The sequence below is a fragment of the Thermopolyspora flexuosa genome, assembly GCF_006716785.1.
Taxonomy (GTDB): Bacteria; Actinomycetota; Actinomycetes; order Streptosporangiales; family Streptosporangiaceae; genus Thermopolyspora; species Thermopolyspora flexuosa.
This window is the reverse complement of sequence record NZ_VFPQ01000001.1, coordinates 2,199,557-2,212,297: the sequence shown is the minus strand read 5'-3', so window position 1 is coordinate 2,212,297 and position 12,741 is coordinate 2,199,557. Positions and strand designations below refer to the sequence as shown.

General features: G+C 73.7%; 13 protein-coding genes. 12 read left to right on the top strand and 1 reads right to left on the bottom strand.

Annotated features, from left to right (window positions below; all coding sequences use genetic code 11):
- Positions 1–122 precede the first annotated feature (122 nt).
- The 6 genes from FHX40_RS09345 (at position 123) to FHX40_RS09320 (ending at position 5,203) form a co-directional block, all read left to right on the top strand.
- Positions 123–836, top strand: a complete 714-nt coding sequence (locus tag FHX40_RS09345; protein WP_142259247.1) for a DUF4352 domain-containing protein — start codon at positions 123–125, stop codon at positions 834–836.
- Between the two features lie 138 nt (positions 837–974).
- Entirely contained in the window at positions 975–1,622 is a 648-nt protein-coding gene (locus FHX40_RS09340) for a hypothetical protein (RefSeq protein ID WP_142259246.1), read from the top strand.
- Between the two features lie 79 nt (positions 1,623–1,701).
- Entirely contained in the window at positions 1,702–2,235 is a 534-nt protein-coding gene (locus FHX40_RS09335) for a DnaJ family domain-containing protein (protein WP_142259245.1), read from the top strand.
- Positions 2,236–2,824: 589 nt separating this feature from the next.
- Positions 2,825–3,361 (top strand): hypothetical protein, encoded by a 537-nt coding sequence (locus FHX40_RS09330; RefSeq protein WP_142259244.1) that lies wholly within the window; start codon positions 2,825–2,827, stop codon positions 3,359–3,361.
- Positions 3,345–4,178 (top strand): hypothetical protein, encoded by an 834-nt coding sequence (locus FHX40_RS09325; protein WP_142259243.1) that lies wholly within the window; start codon positions 3,345–3,347, stop codon positions 4,176–4,178. The genes FHX40_RS09330 and FHX40_RS09325 overlap by 17 nt, the downstream gene beginning before the upstream one ends.
- A gap of 236 nt (positions 4,179–4,414) precedes the next feature.
- The gene (locus tag FHX40_RS09320) at positions 4,415–5,203 is read left to right on the top strand and encodes a mycofactocin-coupled SDR family oxidoreductase (protein ID WP_142259242.1); all 789 of its coding nucleotides are present in this window, start codon (positions 4,415–4,417) and stop codon (positions 5,201–5,203) included.
- A gap of 17 nt (positions 5,204–5,220) precedes the next feature.
- Here FHX40_RS09320 and mftR read toward each other — a convergent pair whose 3' ends face one another.
- On the bottom strand, positions 5,221–5,850 hold the full coding sequence (gene mftR / locus FHX40_RS09315; RefSeq protein WP_142259241.1) for a mycofactocin system transcriptional regulator: 630 nt from the start codon (positions 5,848–5,850) through the stop codon (positions 5,221–5,223).
- Between the two features lie 111 nt (positions 5,851–5,961).
- Here mftR and mftA point away from each other — a divergent pair, with 111 nt between their 5' ends.
- From mftA to FHX40_RS09285, 6 genes are read left to right on the top strand one after another with little or no spacing between them, the layout of a single operon-like run.
- A complete protein-coding gene (gene mftA / locus FHX40_RS25040; protein ID WP_170198781.1) occupies positions 5,962–6,060 on the top strand; it encodes a mycofactocin precursor MftA in 99 nt (32 codons plus the stop codon).
- Positions 6,061–6,098: 38 nt separating this feature from the next.
- On the top strand, positions 6,099–6,401 hold the full coding sequence (gene mftB / locus FHX40_RS09305; RefSeq protein ID WP_142259239.1) for a mycofactocin biosynthesis chaperone MftB: 303 nt from the start codon (positions 6,099–6,101) through the stop codon (positions 6,399–6,401).
- The gene (gene mftC / locus FHX40_RS09300; protein ID WP_142259238.1) at positions 6,398–7,744 is read left to right on the top strand and encodes a mycofactocin radical SAM maturase; all 1,347 of its coding nucleotides are present in this window, start codon (positions 6,398–6,400) and stop codon (positions 7,742–7,744) included. Before mftB ends, mftC begins: the two co-directional genes overlap by 4 nt.
- Positions 7,741–9,711 (top strand): mycofactocin system FadH/OYE family oxidoreductase 1, encoded by a 1,971-nt coding sequence (locus FHX40_RS09295; RefSeq protein WP_142259237.1) that lies wholly within the window; start codon positions 7,741–7,743, stop codon positions 9,709–9,711. Before mftC ends, FHX40_RS09295 begins: the two co-directional genes overlap by 4 nt.
- On the top strand, positions 9,708–11,672 hold the full coding sequence (locus FHX40_RS09290) for a mycofactocin system FadH/OYE family oxidoreductase 2 (protein WP_142259236.1): 1,965 nt from the start codon (positions 9,708–9,710) through the stop codon (positions 11,670–11,672). The genes FHX40_RS09295 and FHX40_RS09290 overlap by 4 nt, the downstream gene beginning before the upstream one ends.
- 8 nt (positions 11,673–11,680) lie before the next feature.
- Positions 11,681–12,694, top strand: a complete 1,014-nt coding sequence (locus tag FHX40_RS09285) for a mycofactocin-associated electron transfer flavoprotein alpha subunit (protein ID WP_142259235.1) — start codon at positions 11,681–11,683, stop codon at positions 12,692–12,694.
- The last annotated feature ends 47 nt before the right edge of the window (positions 12,695–12,741 follow it).

Below are 12,741 nucleotides of genomic sequence, written 5' to 3'. Positions count from 1 at the left end.
CGGCCTCGTCGTGCGCACCCGCCCGTGGCCGCGGCGACGGGACCCGCCGCAGTCGCCCGCCGGGCGTCCCGGCGGGTCCGTGTCCTCCGTCCTTGTCCCCGCTCCACACCGCTTGGAGTTACGTGCACAGCAACAACCCAGGTCATCCCGGCCCGTATCCGAACCCGTACGGCCACCCCGCGCAGCGGCCGCCCCGCGAGCCGATGCCGTACCACCCGCAGCCCGCGGGAAAGCGGCGGCGCGGCGGCTGCCTCACGGCGGCGCTGACCGGCGTCGCCGTGCTCCTGGTGCTCGGCATCGTCGGCACCCTGTTCGGCGACGGCTCCGGCGGCGGTGACGGCACCGCGGCCGGCCGTACCGGATCCGCGGCGGCGGGCGAATCCGGCCGCAGGTCGTCCGGGGGCGGCGACGACGCGGGAGAGCGGCGGAAGCCCGCGCAGCCCGGCATCGGGGACGTGGTGCGCGACGGCAAGTTCGCGTTCAAGGTGACCAAGGTGCGCAAGGGCCTGTCCCAGGTGGGTGAGGGCTTCACCGCGTCCACCGCCCAGGGCCAGTACGTGCTTGTCTACGTGACCGTGAAGAACATCGGCGACGAAGCCCAGATCTTCGACGACTCGTCGCAGCGGCTCATCGACGCCAAGGGCCGCCGCTTCGACGCCTCCTCCGGCACCGCCGCCGTCAGCCTGAAGGACTCCAACGCCTTCCTCAACCAGATCAACCCCGGGAACAGCGTCAAGGGGATCCTGCTGTTCGACGTGCCGAAGGACGCCGTGCTCACCGCCATCGAGCTGCACGACTCCCCCTTCTCCGGCGGCGTCACCGTCGCGCTCCGCTGACCCGCACCTCCCTCCGGCGGCCGGCCCTCGTTCCTCCGGCCATCACGGGCGTCCCGTGCGCACCCGCCACGCGCCCGTCTCCCGGGCCCGGCCGCCCGCTCAGCAGTCCCAGCACATCCCGCTCGTCGAGGAGATCTCATGCTGCGCCGCATGCTCGCCGTACCGGCCGTGCTCGCCACGGTGCTCATCACCGCGTTCGTCACCGCCCCGGCCGCCACGGCCGCCGCCGAACAGGCCGCCCGGCCGGACTCCGCCGCCGACCGGCGCCACCAGGGGGTGGGCGACAACGTCATCCGCATCCGGGCCACGCGCAAGCCGGGGCTGATCCGGTTCACCCACGACGGCGCCTCGAACTTCATCGTGCACACGCTCGACCGCAAGGGGCGGGTGAGCGAGTACCTCGTCAACGAGATCGGCAGGTACGACGGCACCGTCCTCTACAACGGGCACCGCTCCCGGGAGGTCGCGGCCGTGAGCATCCGGGCCGACGGCCACTGGACCGCCACGTTCATGCCGGTCGGCAAGGCCCGCTGCTGGTGCAAGGCCACCATCAGCGGCCGGGGCGACCAGGTGCTCAGGCTCTCCCCCACGCGCGGCCTGCGCACCATGCGCGCCACCCACACCGGCAGGTCGAACTTCATCGTCCACGGCTACACCCGGATCGGTGACTTCCCCGACCTCCTGGTGAACAGGATCGGCCGCTACCGCGGCAAGGTCGTCCTCCCCAGCGGCACCCGGCTCGTCACGGTCAAGGCGGACGGCGCCTGGACCCTGACCCGCCGCTGACCCCGCTGCACCGACGCCCGGCCCGCCTCCCGCGTACGGCACGGCCTAACGTGGGAGGCGGGCCGAACCTGTCCGGGACGTGGGCGTCGAGGAGGGCACCATCACCGAGCGCAAGCCGCCCGGCATGAGCCAGGAGACCTGGGTGGAGATACAGATCCGCCGGGCGATCGAGGAGGGCAAGTTCGACAACCTGCCCGGCGCGGGCAAGCCGCTGCGCAACCTGCACCGGGCGAGCGACCCGATGTGGTGGGCGCGGGAGAAGGCCATCGCCGAAGGGCTCGACCCGTCCGCGATGCTGCCGCCCGCCCTGCGGCTGCGCAAGGAGCGGCAGCGCCTGCGGGACACGGTCGGCGATTTGCCGTCCGAGCAGGCGGTCCGGGACGCGGTCGAGGACCTCAACGCGCAGATCCGGGAGCACTGGCGCGCGCCGTCCGGGCCGCCCATCCCGGTCGGGCTGGTGGACCTCGACGAGATGCTGGAGCTGTGGCGGGAGGCCCGCCGCGCCCGGGAGGCCGAGGCCGCCGCCGAGGCCGAAAGGGAGCCGCCGCCGGTTCGCGAGGAGCCCGTTCCCCGGCGGCGCCGATGGTGGCGGTGGGGCCGCCGACGGGTCTGAGCGTTCCCCGCGCCCGGTTCTCCCGGGTGATCTCCGCCGGTACGGCTTCGCGTCTCCCCTGCGACGGGGTGTACGCCGCACCTTTCTCCAGGAGGCGTGCGGAATGGGAGAACGCGTACGCTCCGCCGCGAACACATTTGCGCGATCGCAATCGGCCTTCTCGGTCACGCAGCGGCATGTGAGAGTGATTCAGGTATTTCGCGCCCGCACACGGAACGGAAGGCGAAAAGAGAACGCGGGCGTCCCCGTTCACCCGCACCCGCACCGGCCACGACCCTCTTGCGCAGCCCGCCCCGGGTCCCTCGGGGCCGAGCGTGCGCAAAGATCATTCCCAGCCTGCGCAATCGCTCAGAAAAGCGTCCCACACGATTCCTTCAAAAGCCCTGGATCCGCTTTCCCGCAGAGCATCCCGTGCACCAATAAGCGTTTCCCGCCAACACTCGGAGTAATGTATGATCGCCGTCCGTGAAGGCGGTTTCCGTCTTCCTGAGACTCGGTTCTGGCGACGGCGACCGCTTATCCAGCGAAGGACGCCGACCGCCCGGACTTCGCGGGAGGCGACGAAATGGAGAGAAACAACCGACGCCGCGTGAGCATCGGCCTGCTCGCGGCGGTGTGCTGTGCGTTCCTTTTTATATCGGCGACAGCGATATACGTCCTTTCCCTGACGAACACCCGCGAGCGACGTCCGGACGAACCGGATGTCTCGCCGTCTCCGGGCACATACCTGTTCCCCGATCCCGAACAAACCCGATTCGATGAGGATCGATCCCACACTCAGGACGAAAAGGACGAGCCGTCCGCGGTCCCCGTCCGGCAGCGGCTGACGGGCACGACCACGCCTCCGGCGGTCCCGCCTCCCGCCCGGCCGACGTCCCGGAAGACGGCCACGCCACCGCCCTCCACGGCGCCGTCGCCCAAGCCCCTCCCTCCCGACGATCCCACTCCCGAGCCCATCGAGACCGACACGTTCGGCCCGCTGGCCGAAGAGATGGAGGAAGCGGACCCGGGAAACCCCGGTTTTCCCGAAATCAGGCTTTTCTGGGAAGAGATGGTAATCCCCGAAGAACTGCCGGAAATGACGGAAGAACTGCCCGGAATAACGGACGATGCCGAACGACCCTGACCAGGTACTCACGCACCTGTCGCGGGCGGCGCGATGGCTGGTCCCGGTCGTCTCCGCACCCACCTTCGTCGCTCTCGCGATCTATCTCGGGCTGCACCGCTACAGCGCCCTTGCCGCTCACTTTGGCATGAGCGTCGGCCTCCTCAACCCGTCGCTGGACGATTACCTCGAAAGAGGGATCAGGCAGGCCGCGATATCAGTGGGCATCACCGCCGGGATCAGTCTTGCGCTGTTCCTCGCGCACGCCGGCATCCGCAAACTCTCCCACAGGGCTCGTTTCGCCATCGGGACGGGATGCGCCGTCATGGGCGCCATCGCCCTGGCACTGGGTTTGATCGGAGTGGTCGATCTGTACATATTCAGTACAAGCCACCCGATCCCGCCCATGCTTATCGCGGCCGCGGTCATTCTCGTGCCGTATGGCGCGTTTCTCTGCCGGCGCTGGCCGAACATGAGCGCGCTGGCCGCAAGCGCGATCGCTGCCGCCATCATTCTCATCGACACATTCTTCGCGTTGTGGATCATGGGCGTCTACGCGCAGAAAAGCGGCGTCGCGGCCGCCAAAGAGGTCGACACCAACCGGCCCGTCATGCTGTGCGCCGGGCGGAACCTCGCCCTCCCGGTGCCCGTGATAAGGGACCGCCGATCCGGCTGCCGATACGGCTACCCGGACCTGCGGCAGGTCGCCTGCGGTGAGTACCGGTGCATGTTCGTCCGCCGGGAGGAGGACGGAACCCGTACGGTGCTGCTGGTCAACCTCGACGAAGACGTCGTCGTCACGACCCAGCTCGTCCGGCGCCGCTCGCCCGAGATCTGACACGCCGGGGCGGGTGTGTCACCGCCCTGGTCCCTCGGCCTCCGCCAACAGGTGGCGCTTCCCGTGCCCGGATCCGGCCGGTGCCATCATGGTCGGCGGCCCGCTTGGGCGGGTGCGCCGACGATCGGCGCCTCGACCCGCCGACCGCTGAGGCGACGAGGCGGGCATCCGCTGGACGAGGACCGGCGACGGCCGGGTGCCGGGCGGCTCCGGCCCGGCGGGGAGGGAGAGGATCCATGTTCGGCGAGGACGCCCCGATCGCCGTGATCACCGGCGCGGCCCGCGGCATCGGCGCGGCCACCGCGCTGCGGCTGGCGCGGGACGGCTGGGCGCTGCTGCTCATCGACGCGTGCCGCCCGCAGCCGCCGATCGGGTACGGCATGCCGGACCCGGACGACCTCGAGGCCGTGGCCGACGAGTGCCTGCGGCAGGGCGCCGCCGGGGTGGCCACCCGGATCGCGGACGTCGGCGACCCCGGCCTGCCCGCCCTGGTGCGGGCCGGCCTGGCCGGCCGTACCCCCGCGGCGGCGATCGCGGTCGCCGGGGTCATCCACGGCGCGGACGCCTGGGCCACCGGCGACGACGCCTGGGACGTGCTGCTCCGCGTCAACCTGCACGGCGTCCGCCGTCTCGCCGAGGCGACCGTGCCCGCGATGATCGCGGCCGGGACCGGCAGGTTCGTCGCGGTCGCCTCGGCCGCGGGCCTGCGCGGCATGCGCAAGCTCGGCGCGTACTCGGCCGCGAAGGCCGCGGTCATCGGGTACGTGCGCGCGCTCGCCGCCGACCTCGACGGCACCGGCGTGACCGCGAACGCGATCTGCCCCGGCTCCACCCGGGGCGCCATGCTCGAGGCGAGCGCCGCCATCTACGGCCTGCCCGACCAGGAGAGATTCGCCGAGCAGCAGCTCGCCCGCCGGCTGCTCGAGCCCGCCGAGATCGCCGAGGCGATCTTCTGGCTCTGCTCCCCCGCCGGTTCCGGGTGCACCGGGGCGGTCATCCCCGTCGACGGCGGGCTCACCGTCTGACGCAGGCGCGGGCGGCCTCACCGATCCGCGGTGAGCGCCTCGTCGGTGAACCCGGTGCCGATCAGCCGCATCGCCTCCGCGATCAGCGCGGTGAGGTCGCTCGACTCGTCGTCGAGCCACTGGCGGTAGGCGGTGATGGCCGCGGCGAGGGCGGTCTGGCCGACCAGCCGGGGCACGAGCCCGTCGACCGGGTGCCCGGTGCGGTGCGCGACGAACTCGGCGACCGCCGCGGCCCACAGGTGGTAGCGCAGGGTGGAGTCGGCCTGCAGCGCCGGGACGTTGAGGATCAGGCGCATCCGGGTGCGGTGCTCGGGCAGGACCGACGGGTCGTAGGTGTTGAACTCGACCACGGCCTCGCGCAGCGCGTCCATGATCGGCACGTCCGGCGGGGCGGCGGCGAGCAGCCGCCGCAGCCGGGCCACGTCGTGCTCGAACCGGCCCCAGACCAGGTCGTTCTTGGACGCGTAGTAGTTGAAGAACGTCCGCCGCCCGATCCCCGCCGCCTCGGCGATGTCGTCGATCGTCGTCTGGTCGAAGCCCTTCTCCGCGAACAGGCCGAAGGCGACGCGTTCCAGCTCGGCGTGCGACGTGCGCTGCCTGCGGCCCCGCGCCGGCCGGTCGACGGCGACCGGTCGCGACGTCTCCATCACCTGCCCCTTCCCTTTTTTGCACTCAGTGCGTTAAATATGGGGCAACACGCTCCGGGCGGCGTCACGCCCGGGACCCAACCTGCCCCTACGTACACAGAGGAGCCTGCCATGTCCGACATCGCTCCGGCCATCGAGACGACCGACATGATCGAGGACGAGCTGCTCGTCGAGGACGTGTCCATCGACGGCATGTGCGGCGTCTACTGATCCCACCGCATCCGACACGCCCCCGAAGGGCCGATGAGATGAACGGTTTCGACCTCGACCGGGCCTGGGACCTGCACCCGCAGGTGTCCGTCCGCCCCGAGCCCTTCGGGGCCCTGCTCTACCACTTCGGCACCAGGCGCCTGTCGTTTCTGAAGGACCGGGTGCTGCTCGACGTGGTGCGGGCGCTGGGATCCCATCCCACCGCCCGCGCCGCGTGCGCCGCCGCCGGGGTCACCGGCGACGCCGCGATCGCCCGCTACGCCAAGGCCCTGGACGTGCTCGCCCGCACCGACATGATCGTCGAGCGCCGCCGCGGGCCCGCCGATTCGGAGGACACATGACCGCCCTGGTCGACCATTTCAAGGCCGGTCTGGACGCGCCGATCTGCCTCACCTGGGAGCTCACCTACGCCTGCAACCTCGCCTGCGTCCACTGCCTGTCCAGCTCGGGCCGCCGCGACCCGCGCGAGCTCACCACCGACGAGTGCAAGGCCGTCATCGACGAGCTGGAGCGCATGCAGGTCTTCTACGTCAACATCGGTGGCGGCGAGCCGACCGTGCGCTCCGACTTCTGGGAGATCGTCGACTACGCCACCGCCCACCACGTCGGGGTGAAGTTCTCCACCAACGGGGTGCGCATCACCCCGCGGATCGCCGAGCGGCTCGCCAAGAGCGACTACGTCGACGTGCAGATCTCGCTCGACGGCGCCACCGCCGAGGTGAACGACGCGGTGCGCGGGCCCGGCTCGTACGCCACCGCCATCCGGGCGATGGAGAACCTCGCCAACGCGGGCTTCCGCGGCTTCAAGCTCTCCGTGGTCGCCACCCGCCACAACATCCCCCAGCTCGACGAGTTCAAGGCGATCGCCGACCGGTACGGCGCGCAGCTGCGCATCACCCGGCTGCGCCCCTCGGGCCGCGGCGCCGACACCTGGGACGAGCTGCACCCGCTGCCGGAGCAGCAGCGCCGGCTCTATGAGTGGCTGCTGGTGCACGGCGACAACGTGCTCACCGGCGACTCGTTCTTCCACCTGTCCGCGTACGGCAAGCAGCTGCCGGGCCTCAACCTGTGCGGCGCGGGCCGCGTGGTGTGCCTCATCGACCCGATCGGTGACGTGTACGCCTGCCCGTTCGCCATCCACGACGCCTTCCTCGCCGGGAACGTGCGCGACGAGGGCGGCTTCGCCAAGGTGTGGCGGGAGTCGCCGCTCTTCCGCGAGCTGCGCCGGCCGCAGGCCGCGGGCGCGTGCGCCTCGTGCGGCCACTACGACGCCTGCCAGGGCGGCTGCATGGCCGCGAAGTTCTTCACCGGGCTGCCGCTCGACGGCCCCGACCCCGAGTGCGTGCGGGGCGAGGGCCAGGCCGCGCTCGCCACGGTCGCCGCGGACAGCGTGCCCAGGCCGTCGCAGGACCACTCCCGCACCGCCAAGCCGCGCCGCCGCGGCGGGCCGGTGCCGGTGACGATCGGCATGCGCCGCCCCGCCACCCCGGCGGCCATGCCGTCGAAGCCCTGCGACGAGAACCCGCTCAGCGGCATGCCGCTGCCCGAGCCCGCCCGCGCGGCCACGCCCGCGAACGCCCCGGCCAAGCCGTGTGACGAGAACCCGCTGAGCGGCATGCCCGCGCCGCGCGCCGCCGAGGAGGCGGCGATGGCCGGCGCAGCGTCCGGTGTGGAGCGGCCGTGACCGAAGAATCCCCCAGGCTGACCGACCCGATCGGGCTGGCCGGCCGTACCGCCCCCTCGCGTGTGATCTTCGGCCCGCACGTGACCAACCTGGGCCGCCGCCGCGCGCTCACCGACCGCCACGTCGCCTACTACCGGCGGCGGGCGGCCGGCGGCGCCGGGGTGATCGTGGTGGAGACCGCCTCGGTCACCCCGGACGACCACCCCTACGAGCGCGCCCCGCTCGCCGCGGACTGCGAGCCCGGCTGGGCGGCGATCGCCGAGGCGTGCCGGCCGTACGGCACGGTGGTGCTCGCCGGGCTCGGGCACACCGGCTCCCAGGGGTCGAGCGCGTACTCCCAGTCGGTGCTGTGGGCGCCCTCGCCGGTGGCCGACGCGGCGAGCCGCGAGATGCCGGCCGAGATGGAGCAGGAGCAGATCGACGCCGTGATCGCCGGGTTCGCCGACGGCGCCCGGCGCGCGGTGCAGGCCGGGCTCGACGGCGTGGAGCTCGACGCGGGCGCGTTCTCGCTGCTCCGCCAGTTCCACTCCGGGCTGACCAACCTGCGCGGCGACGCCTACGGCGAGGACAAACTCAAGCTCACCCGCGAGGTGATCGCCGCCGTGCGGGAGGCGATCGGCCCGGACCGGGTGCTCGCGCTGCGGCTGTCCTGTGACGAGCTCGCCCCCTGGGCCGGGGTCACCCCCGAGCAGGCCGCCGCCCAGGTGGACGCGCTCGCCGACGCGATCGACCTGCTGACCGTGGTCCGCGGCGGGCCGTTCTCCACCTCCGCCTACCGGCCCGACGGGCACACTCCGCCGAACTTCAACCTCGACCTGTGCCACGCGATGCGCAAGGCCGCCGCGGGCCGGGTGCCGGTGGCGCTGCAGGGCAGTGTCGTCGACCTCGACGCGGCGCAGGCGGCGCTCGACGCGGGCGCGGCCGACCTGGTGGAGATGACCCGGGCGCAGATCGCCGAGCCGCGGCTGGTGGCGCTCGCCCGGGCCGGGCTCGCCGACCGGGCGCGGCCGTGCGTGCTGTGCAACCAGACCTGCCTGGTGCGTGACAACCGCAACCCGATCGTCACCTGCATCGGCGACCCGGGCAGCGGCCACGAGACCGAGGACGCCTACCTCGACGCGCTTCCCGGCGAGACGCCCGCCGTGGCCGCCTCCGCCGCCACGGACCGCGAGGTGCTGGTGGTGGGCGCCGGGCCCGCCGGGCTCGAGTGCGCCCGGGTGCTCGCCACGCTCGGCCGCAGGGTGCGGGTGGTCGAGGCCCGCGACCGCGCCGGCGGGGCGCTGCGGCTCGCCGCGGTCGGCGGCCCGTCCCGGGAACGGCTCGCGCGGCTCGCCGACTGGCTGGAGGCCGAGTGCCGCCGCCTCGGGGTGCGCATCGACACCGGGGTCGAGGCCACCGCCGCCGACCTGGACGGCGAGGTGGTGCTCGCCACCGGCGCCCGCCCCGGGCCGCGGCCCGTCTGCCCGGACGGCACGGTGGCCGTGATCGGCATCCGCGACCTGTGCGAGCGCGGCCCGGCCGCGCTGCCCGACGGCCCGGTCGTGCTCGACGACCCGGTGGGCGGCCCGATCGCGGTCGCCGCCGCGGAGTGGCTCGCCGCGGCCGGCCGTACCGTCGCGCTGATCACCCAGGACGGTACGGCGGGCAACAAGCTCGCCCTCACCGGCGACCTCGCCGACGCCAACGCCCGCCTGCAGCGGGCCGGGGTGGAGCGCGTGCTGCGCTCCCGGCTGCGCGCGGTCGCCGACGGCCACGTCACCGTGGAGCACGTGTGGACCGGCGAGAAGCGACAGCTGCCCTGCGCGGTGCTGGTGGACTGCGGCCACGAGCTCCCCGAGGAGTCGCTCTACCTCGCCCGGCCCGGCACGCCGCGCGCCGGGGACTGCGTCGCCCCGCGCACCGTGATGGAGGCCGTGCTGGAGGGCCGCCGCCGCGCCGTGGAACTCGCCACCGGAGGAGCACGATGAGCGGAACCGGCCGGTACCGGTACCTGTTCAGCCCGCTGCGGCTGGGCCCGTTGACGCTGCGGAACCGGATCGTGTTCTCGGCGCACCTCACCAACTACGCCGAGGACGGGCTGCCGAGCGAGCAGCACGCCGCCTACTACGCGGCGCGGGCGGCCGGCGGCGCCGGGATGATCATCACCGAGGAGCACTCCACCCACCCGACCGACTGGCCGTACGAGAAGCTCATCCACGGCTTCCACCCGGAGGTGATCCCCGGCTACCGGCGGATCACCGAGGCGGTGCACGCGCACGGGGTGCCGATCCTCGCCCAGATCAACCACAACGGCGGCCAGGCCTCGGGCATGTACTCGCGGCTGCCGGTGTGGGCGCCGAGCCCGGTCGCCGACCCGCTGTTCCGCGAGGTGCCGAAGGCGGTCGAGGAGCACGAGATCCGCGACATCATCGCCGGGTACGCCAAGGTCGCCGGGCACTGCATGGAGGGCGGCTTCGACGGCGTCGAGCTGCAGTGCTCGCACTCCTCGATCGTGCGCGGCTTCCTCTCCCCGGCGACCAACAAGCGCACCGACCGGTGGGGCGGGTCGCTGGAGAACCGGGCCCGGCTGCTGCTGGAGATCGTCGCCGCGGTGCGCGAGGTGATCGGCCCGCGCAAGGTGCTCGGGGTACGGCTCTGCGGCGACGAGCTGATCGAGGGCGGCACCACGATCGACGAGGCCGTGGCCGTGGCGAAGATGGTCGAGGCGAGCGGCAAGGTCGACTACATCAACACCTCGATCGGCGTCGCCACCTCGACCCTGTACATGATCGAGGCGAGCATGCGGATCCCGCCGGGGTACGCGATGTTCATCCCGAGCGCGATCCGCGCCGCGGTGCGGCTGCCGGTCGTCGGCGTGGGCCGGTTCAAGGACCCGCTGCAGGCCGACCGGGCGCTGCAGGAGGGCCACGCCGACCTCATCGGCGTGGTCCGCGGCCAGATCGCCGACCCCGACTTCACGGCGAAGGCCCGCTCCGGGCACGCCGACCGCATCCGCACCTGCCTGTCGTGCAACCAGGAGTGCGTCGGCCGCATGGGCCTCAACCGGTGGCTCGGCTGCATCGAGAACCCGCGCACCGGCCGGGAGGCGATCCGGCTGCCCGAGCCGCGCCGCCGCGGCCGGCGGGTGCTCGTGGTCGGCGGCGGCCCCGGCGGGCTGCAGGCCGCGGTCACCGCGGCCGAGCGCGGCCACCACGTCACCCTGTACGAGCGCGCGCCGACGCTCGGCGGCCAGGTGGCGGTGGCGGCGTCGGTGCCGTCCCGGGCCGAGTTCCTCGACCTCACCCGCAACCTCGCGGCCCGGGTGCGCCACCTCGGCGTGGACGTGCGCACCGGCGTCGAGGCCGACGCGGCGATGCTGCGGGCGGAGAACCCGGACGCGGTGATCCTCGCCACCGGCGCCCGCCCGGCCCGGCCCTGGTGGGCCGGCGGCCACGACCGGGTGGTCGACGTGCGGGACGTGCTCGAGGGCCGCGCGAACCCGACCGGCCAGGTGGTGGTCGTCGACGAGCTCGGCTTCCACCAGGCGACCTCGGTCGCCGAGCTGCTCGCCGACCGCGGCTGCGACGTGGAGATCGTCACGCCCGGCATGGTGGTCGGCCAGGACCTCGGCATCACCCTCGACCTGGAGACGTGGAACGTGAAGGCGCACGAACGCGGCATCCGGCAGAGCACCGACCTGGTGCCGATGGGCGCCGCCGCGACCGACGACGGCCGGGTGACGCTCACCCTGCAGCACCACCCCACCGGCACCGACCAGACCCGCACCGCCGACTGGGTGGTCTGTGCCGTGCACCAGCAGCCCGAGAACGAGCTGTGGCACGCGCTGCGCGGCGCGCCGTTCCCGGTCCACCGGGTCGGCGACTGCCTCGCCCCGCGCCGGGCGCACGCCGCGGTCGTCGAGGGCCACCGAGTGGCGGTGGCGCTGTGAGCGGCACGATGAGCGCGCGTACGGCGCCGGCCGGGCGGCCGGTGGCCGTGGTGGTGGCCCGGGACGGCGCGCTGCCGGCCGGGGCGGACGAGGCGGTGGCCGAGGCGGGCGGCGCGGCGCTCGTGGTCGGCTCGGGCGCCGAGCGGGCGGCCAAGGAGCTGACCGCCGCCGAGCTGGCCTGGTGGTGCGACACCGGGGCCGCGGTCCGGTTCGGGCCGCTCGCCGAGGCGCTCGCCCCCGTGCTCGCCGAGGCGCCGCTCGTGGTGCTGCCCGCCTCGCCGGACGGGCGCGACCTCGCGCCGCGGCTCGCCGCCGCGCTCGGCCGGGCCCTGCTCGCCCAGGCGATCCGGGCCGAGTGGACCGGCGCCGAGGTGCGGGCCGAGCTGGCCCGGCTCGACGACCGGCTGCTCGTCCCGGCCACCGTGGCGGGGCCGGCGGTGGTGACCCTGGTGCCCGGCTCGCGCACCGCGACCCCGGTCACCGACGGCCGGGTGACCCCGCTCGAGCTGGGGCCGGTGCCGGAACGGCCCGACGTGGAGCTGCTCGAGGTGCTCGAGCCGGACGTGGCGACGATGGACCTCGCCGAGGCGAAGCGGGTGCTCGGCGCGGGCGCCGGGCTGGTGCCGCCGAGCAGCGACGAGGCCGAGGCCCGCGCCGTGCTCGACCTGCTCGCCCGGGTCGGGGCGCGGCTGGGCGCGTCCACCGGCGCCACCCGGGTGGTCACCGACGCGGGCTGGGTCGGGCACGACCGGCAGATCGGCACCACCGGCGTGGCGATCGACCCGGACCTCTACATCGCGTTCGGGGTGTCCGGCGCGAGCCAGCACACCGGCGGGCTCGGCTCGCCCCGGCACGTGGTGAGCGTGAACACCGACCCGCACTGCCCGATGACGGCCATGGCCGACCTCGGCCTCGTCACCGACGCCCGCGCGCTCCTGGTGGAGCTGGCCCGGCGCCTCGGCGTCGCCGTACCGGAGGCCGTGGCGGGCGCCGGGGCCGGGAAGAGGGCCGCCGATGCGTGAGGCAGGACGAGCGATGTGCAGGGACCGTCGGCCCGTGGCGGCCGACT

What these genes read in the sequence shown, in the direction of transcription:
- FHX40_RS09340 (WP_142259246.1), top strand. Translation starts at nt 975, where the DNA reads ATGCTGCGCCGCATGCTCGCCGTACCGGCCGTGCTCGCCACGGTGCTC.
- FHX40_RS09325 (WP_142259243.1), top strand. Translation starts at nt 3,345, where the DNA reads ATGCCGAACGACCCTGACCAGGTACTCACGCACCTGTCGCGGGCGGCG.
- FHX40_RS09320 (WP_142259242.1), top strand. Translation starts at nt 4,415, where the DNA reads ATGTTCGGCGAGGACGCCCCGATCGCCGTGATCACCGGCGCGGCCCGC.
- mftR (WP_142259241.1), bottom strand. Translation starts at nt 5,850, where the DNA reads ATGGAGACGTCGCGACCGGTCGCCGTCGACCGGCCGGCGCGGGGCCGC.
- mftA (WP_170198781.1), top strand. Translation starts at nt 5,962, where the DNA reads ATGTCCGACATCGCTCCGGCCATCGAGACGACCGACATGATCGAGGAC.
- mftB (WP_142259239.1), top strand. Translation starts at nt 6,099, where the DNA reads ATGAACGGTTTCGACCTCGACCGGGCCTGGGACCTGCACCCGCAGGTG.
- mftC (WP_142259238.1), top strand. Translation starts at nt 6,398, where the DNA reads ATGACCGCCCTGGTCGACCATTTCAAGGCCGGTCTGGACGCGCCGATC.
- FHX40_RS09290 (WP_142259236.1), top strand. Translation starts at nt 9,708, where the DNA reads ATGAGCGGAACCGGCCGGTACCGGTACCTGTTCAGCCCGCTGCGGCTG.
- FHX40_RS09285 (WP_142259235.1), top strand. Translation starts at nt 11,681, where the DNA reads ATGAGCGCGCGTACGGCGCCGGCCGGGCGGCCGGTGGCCGTGGTGGTG.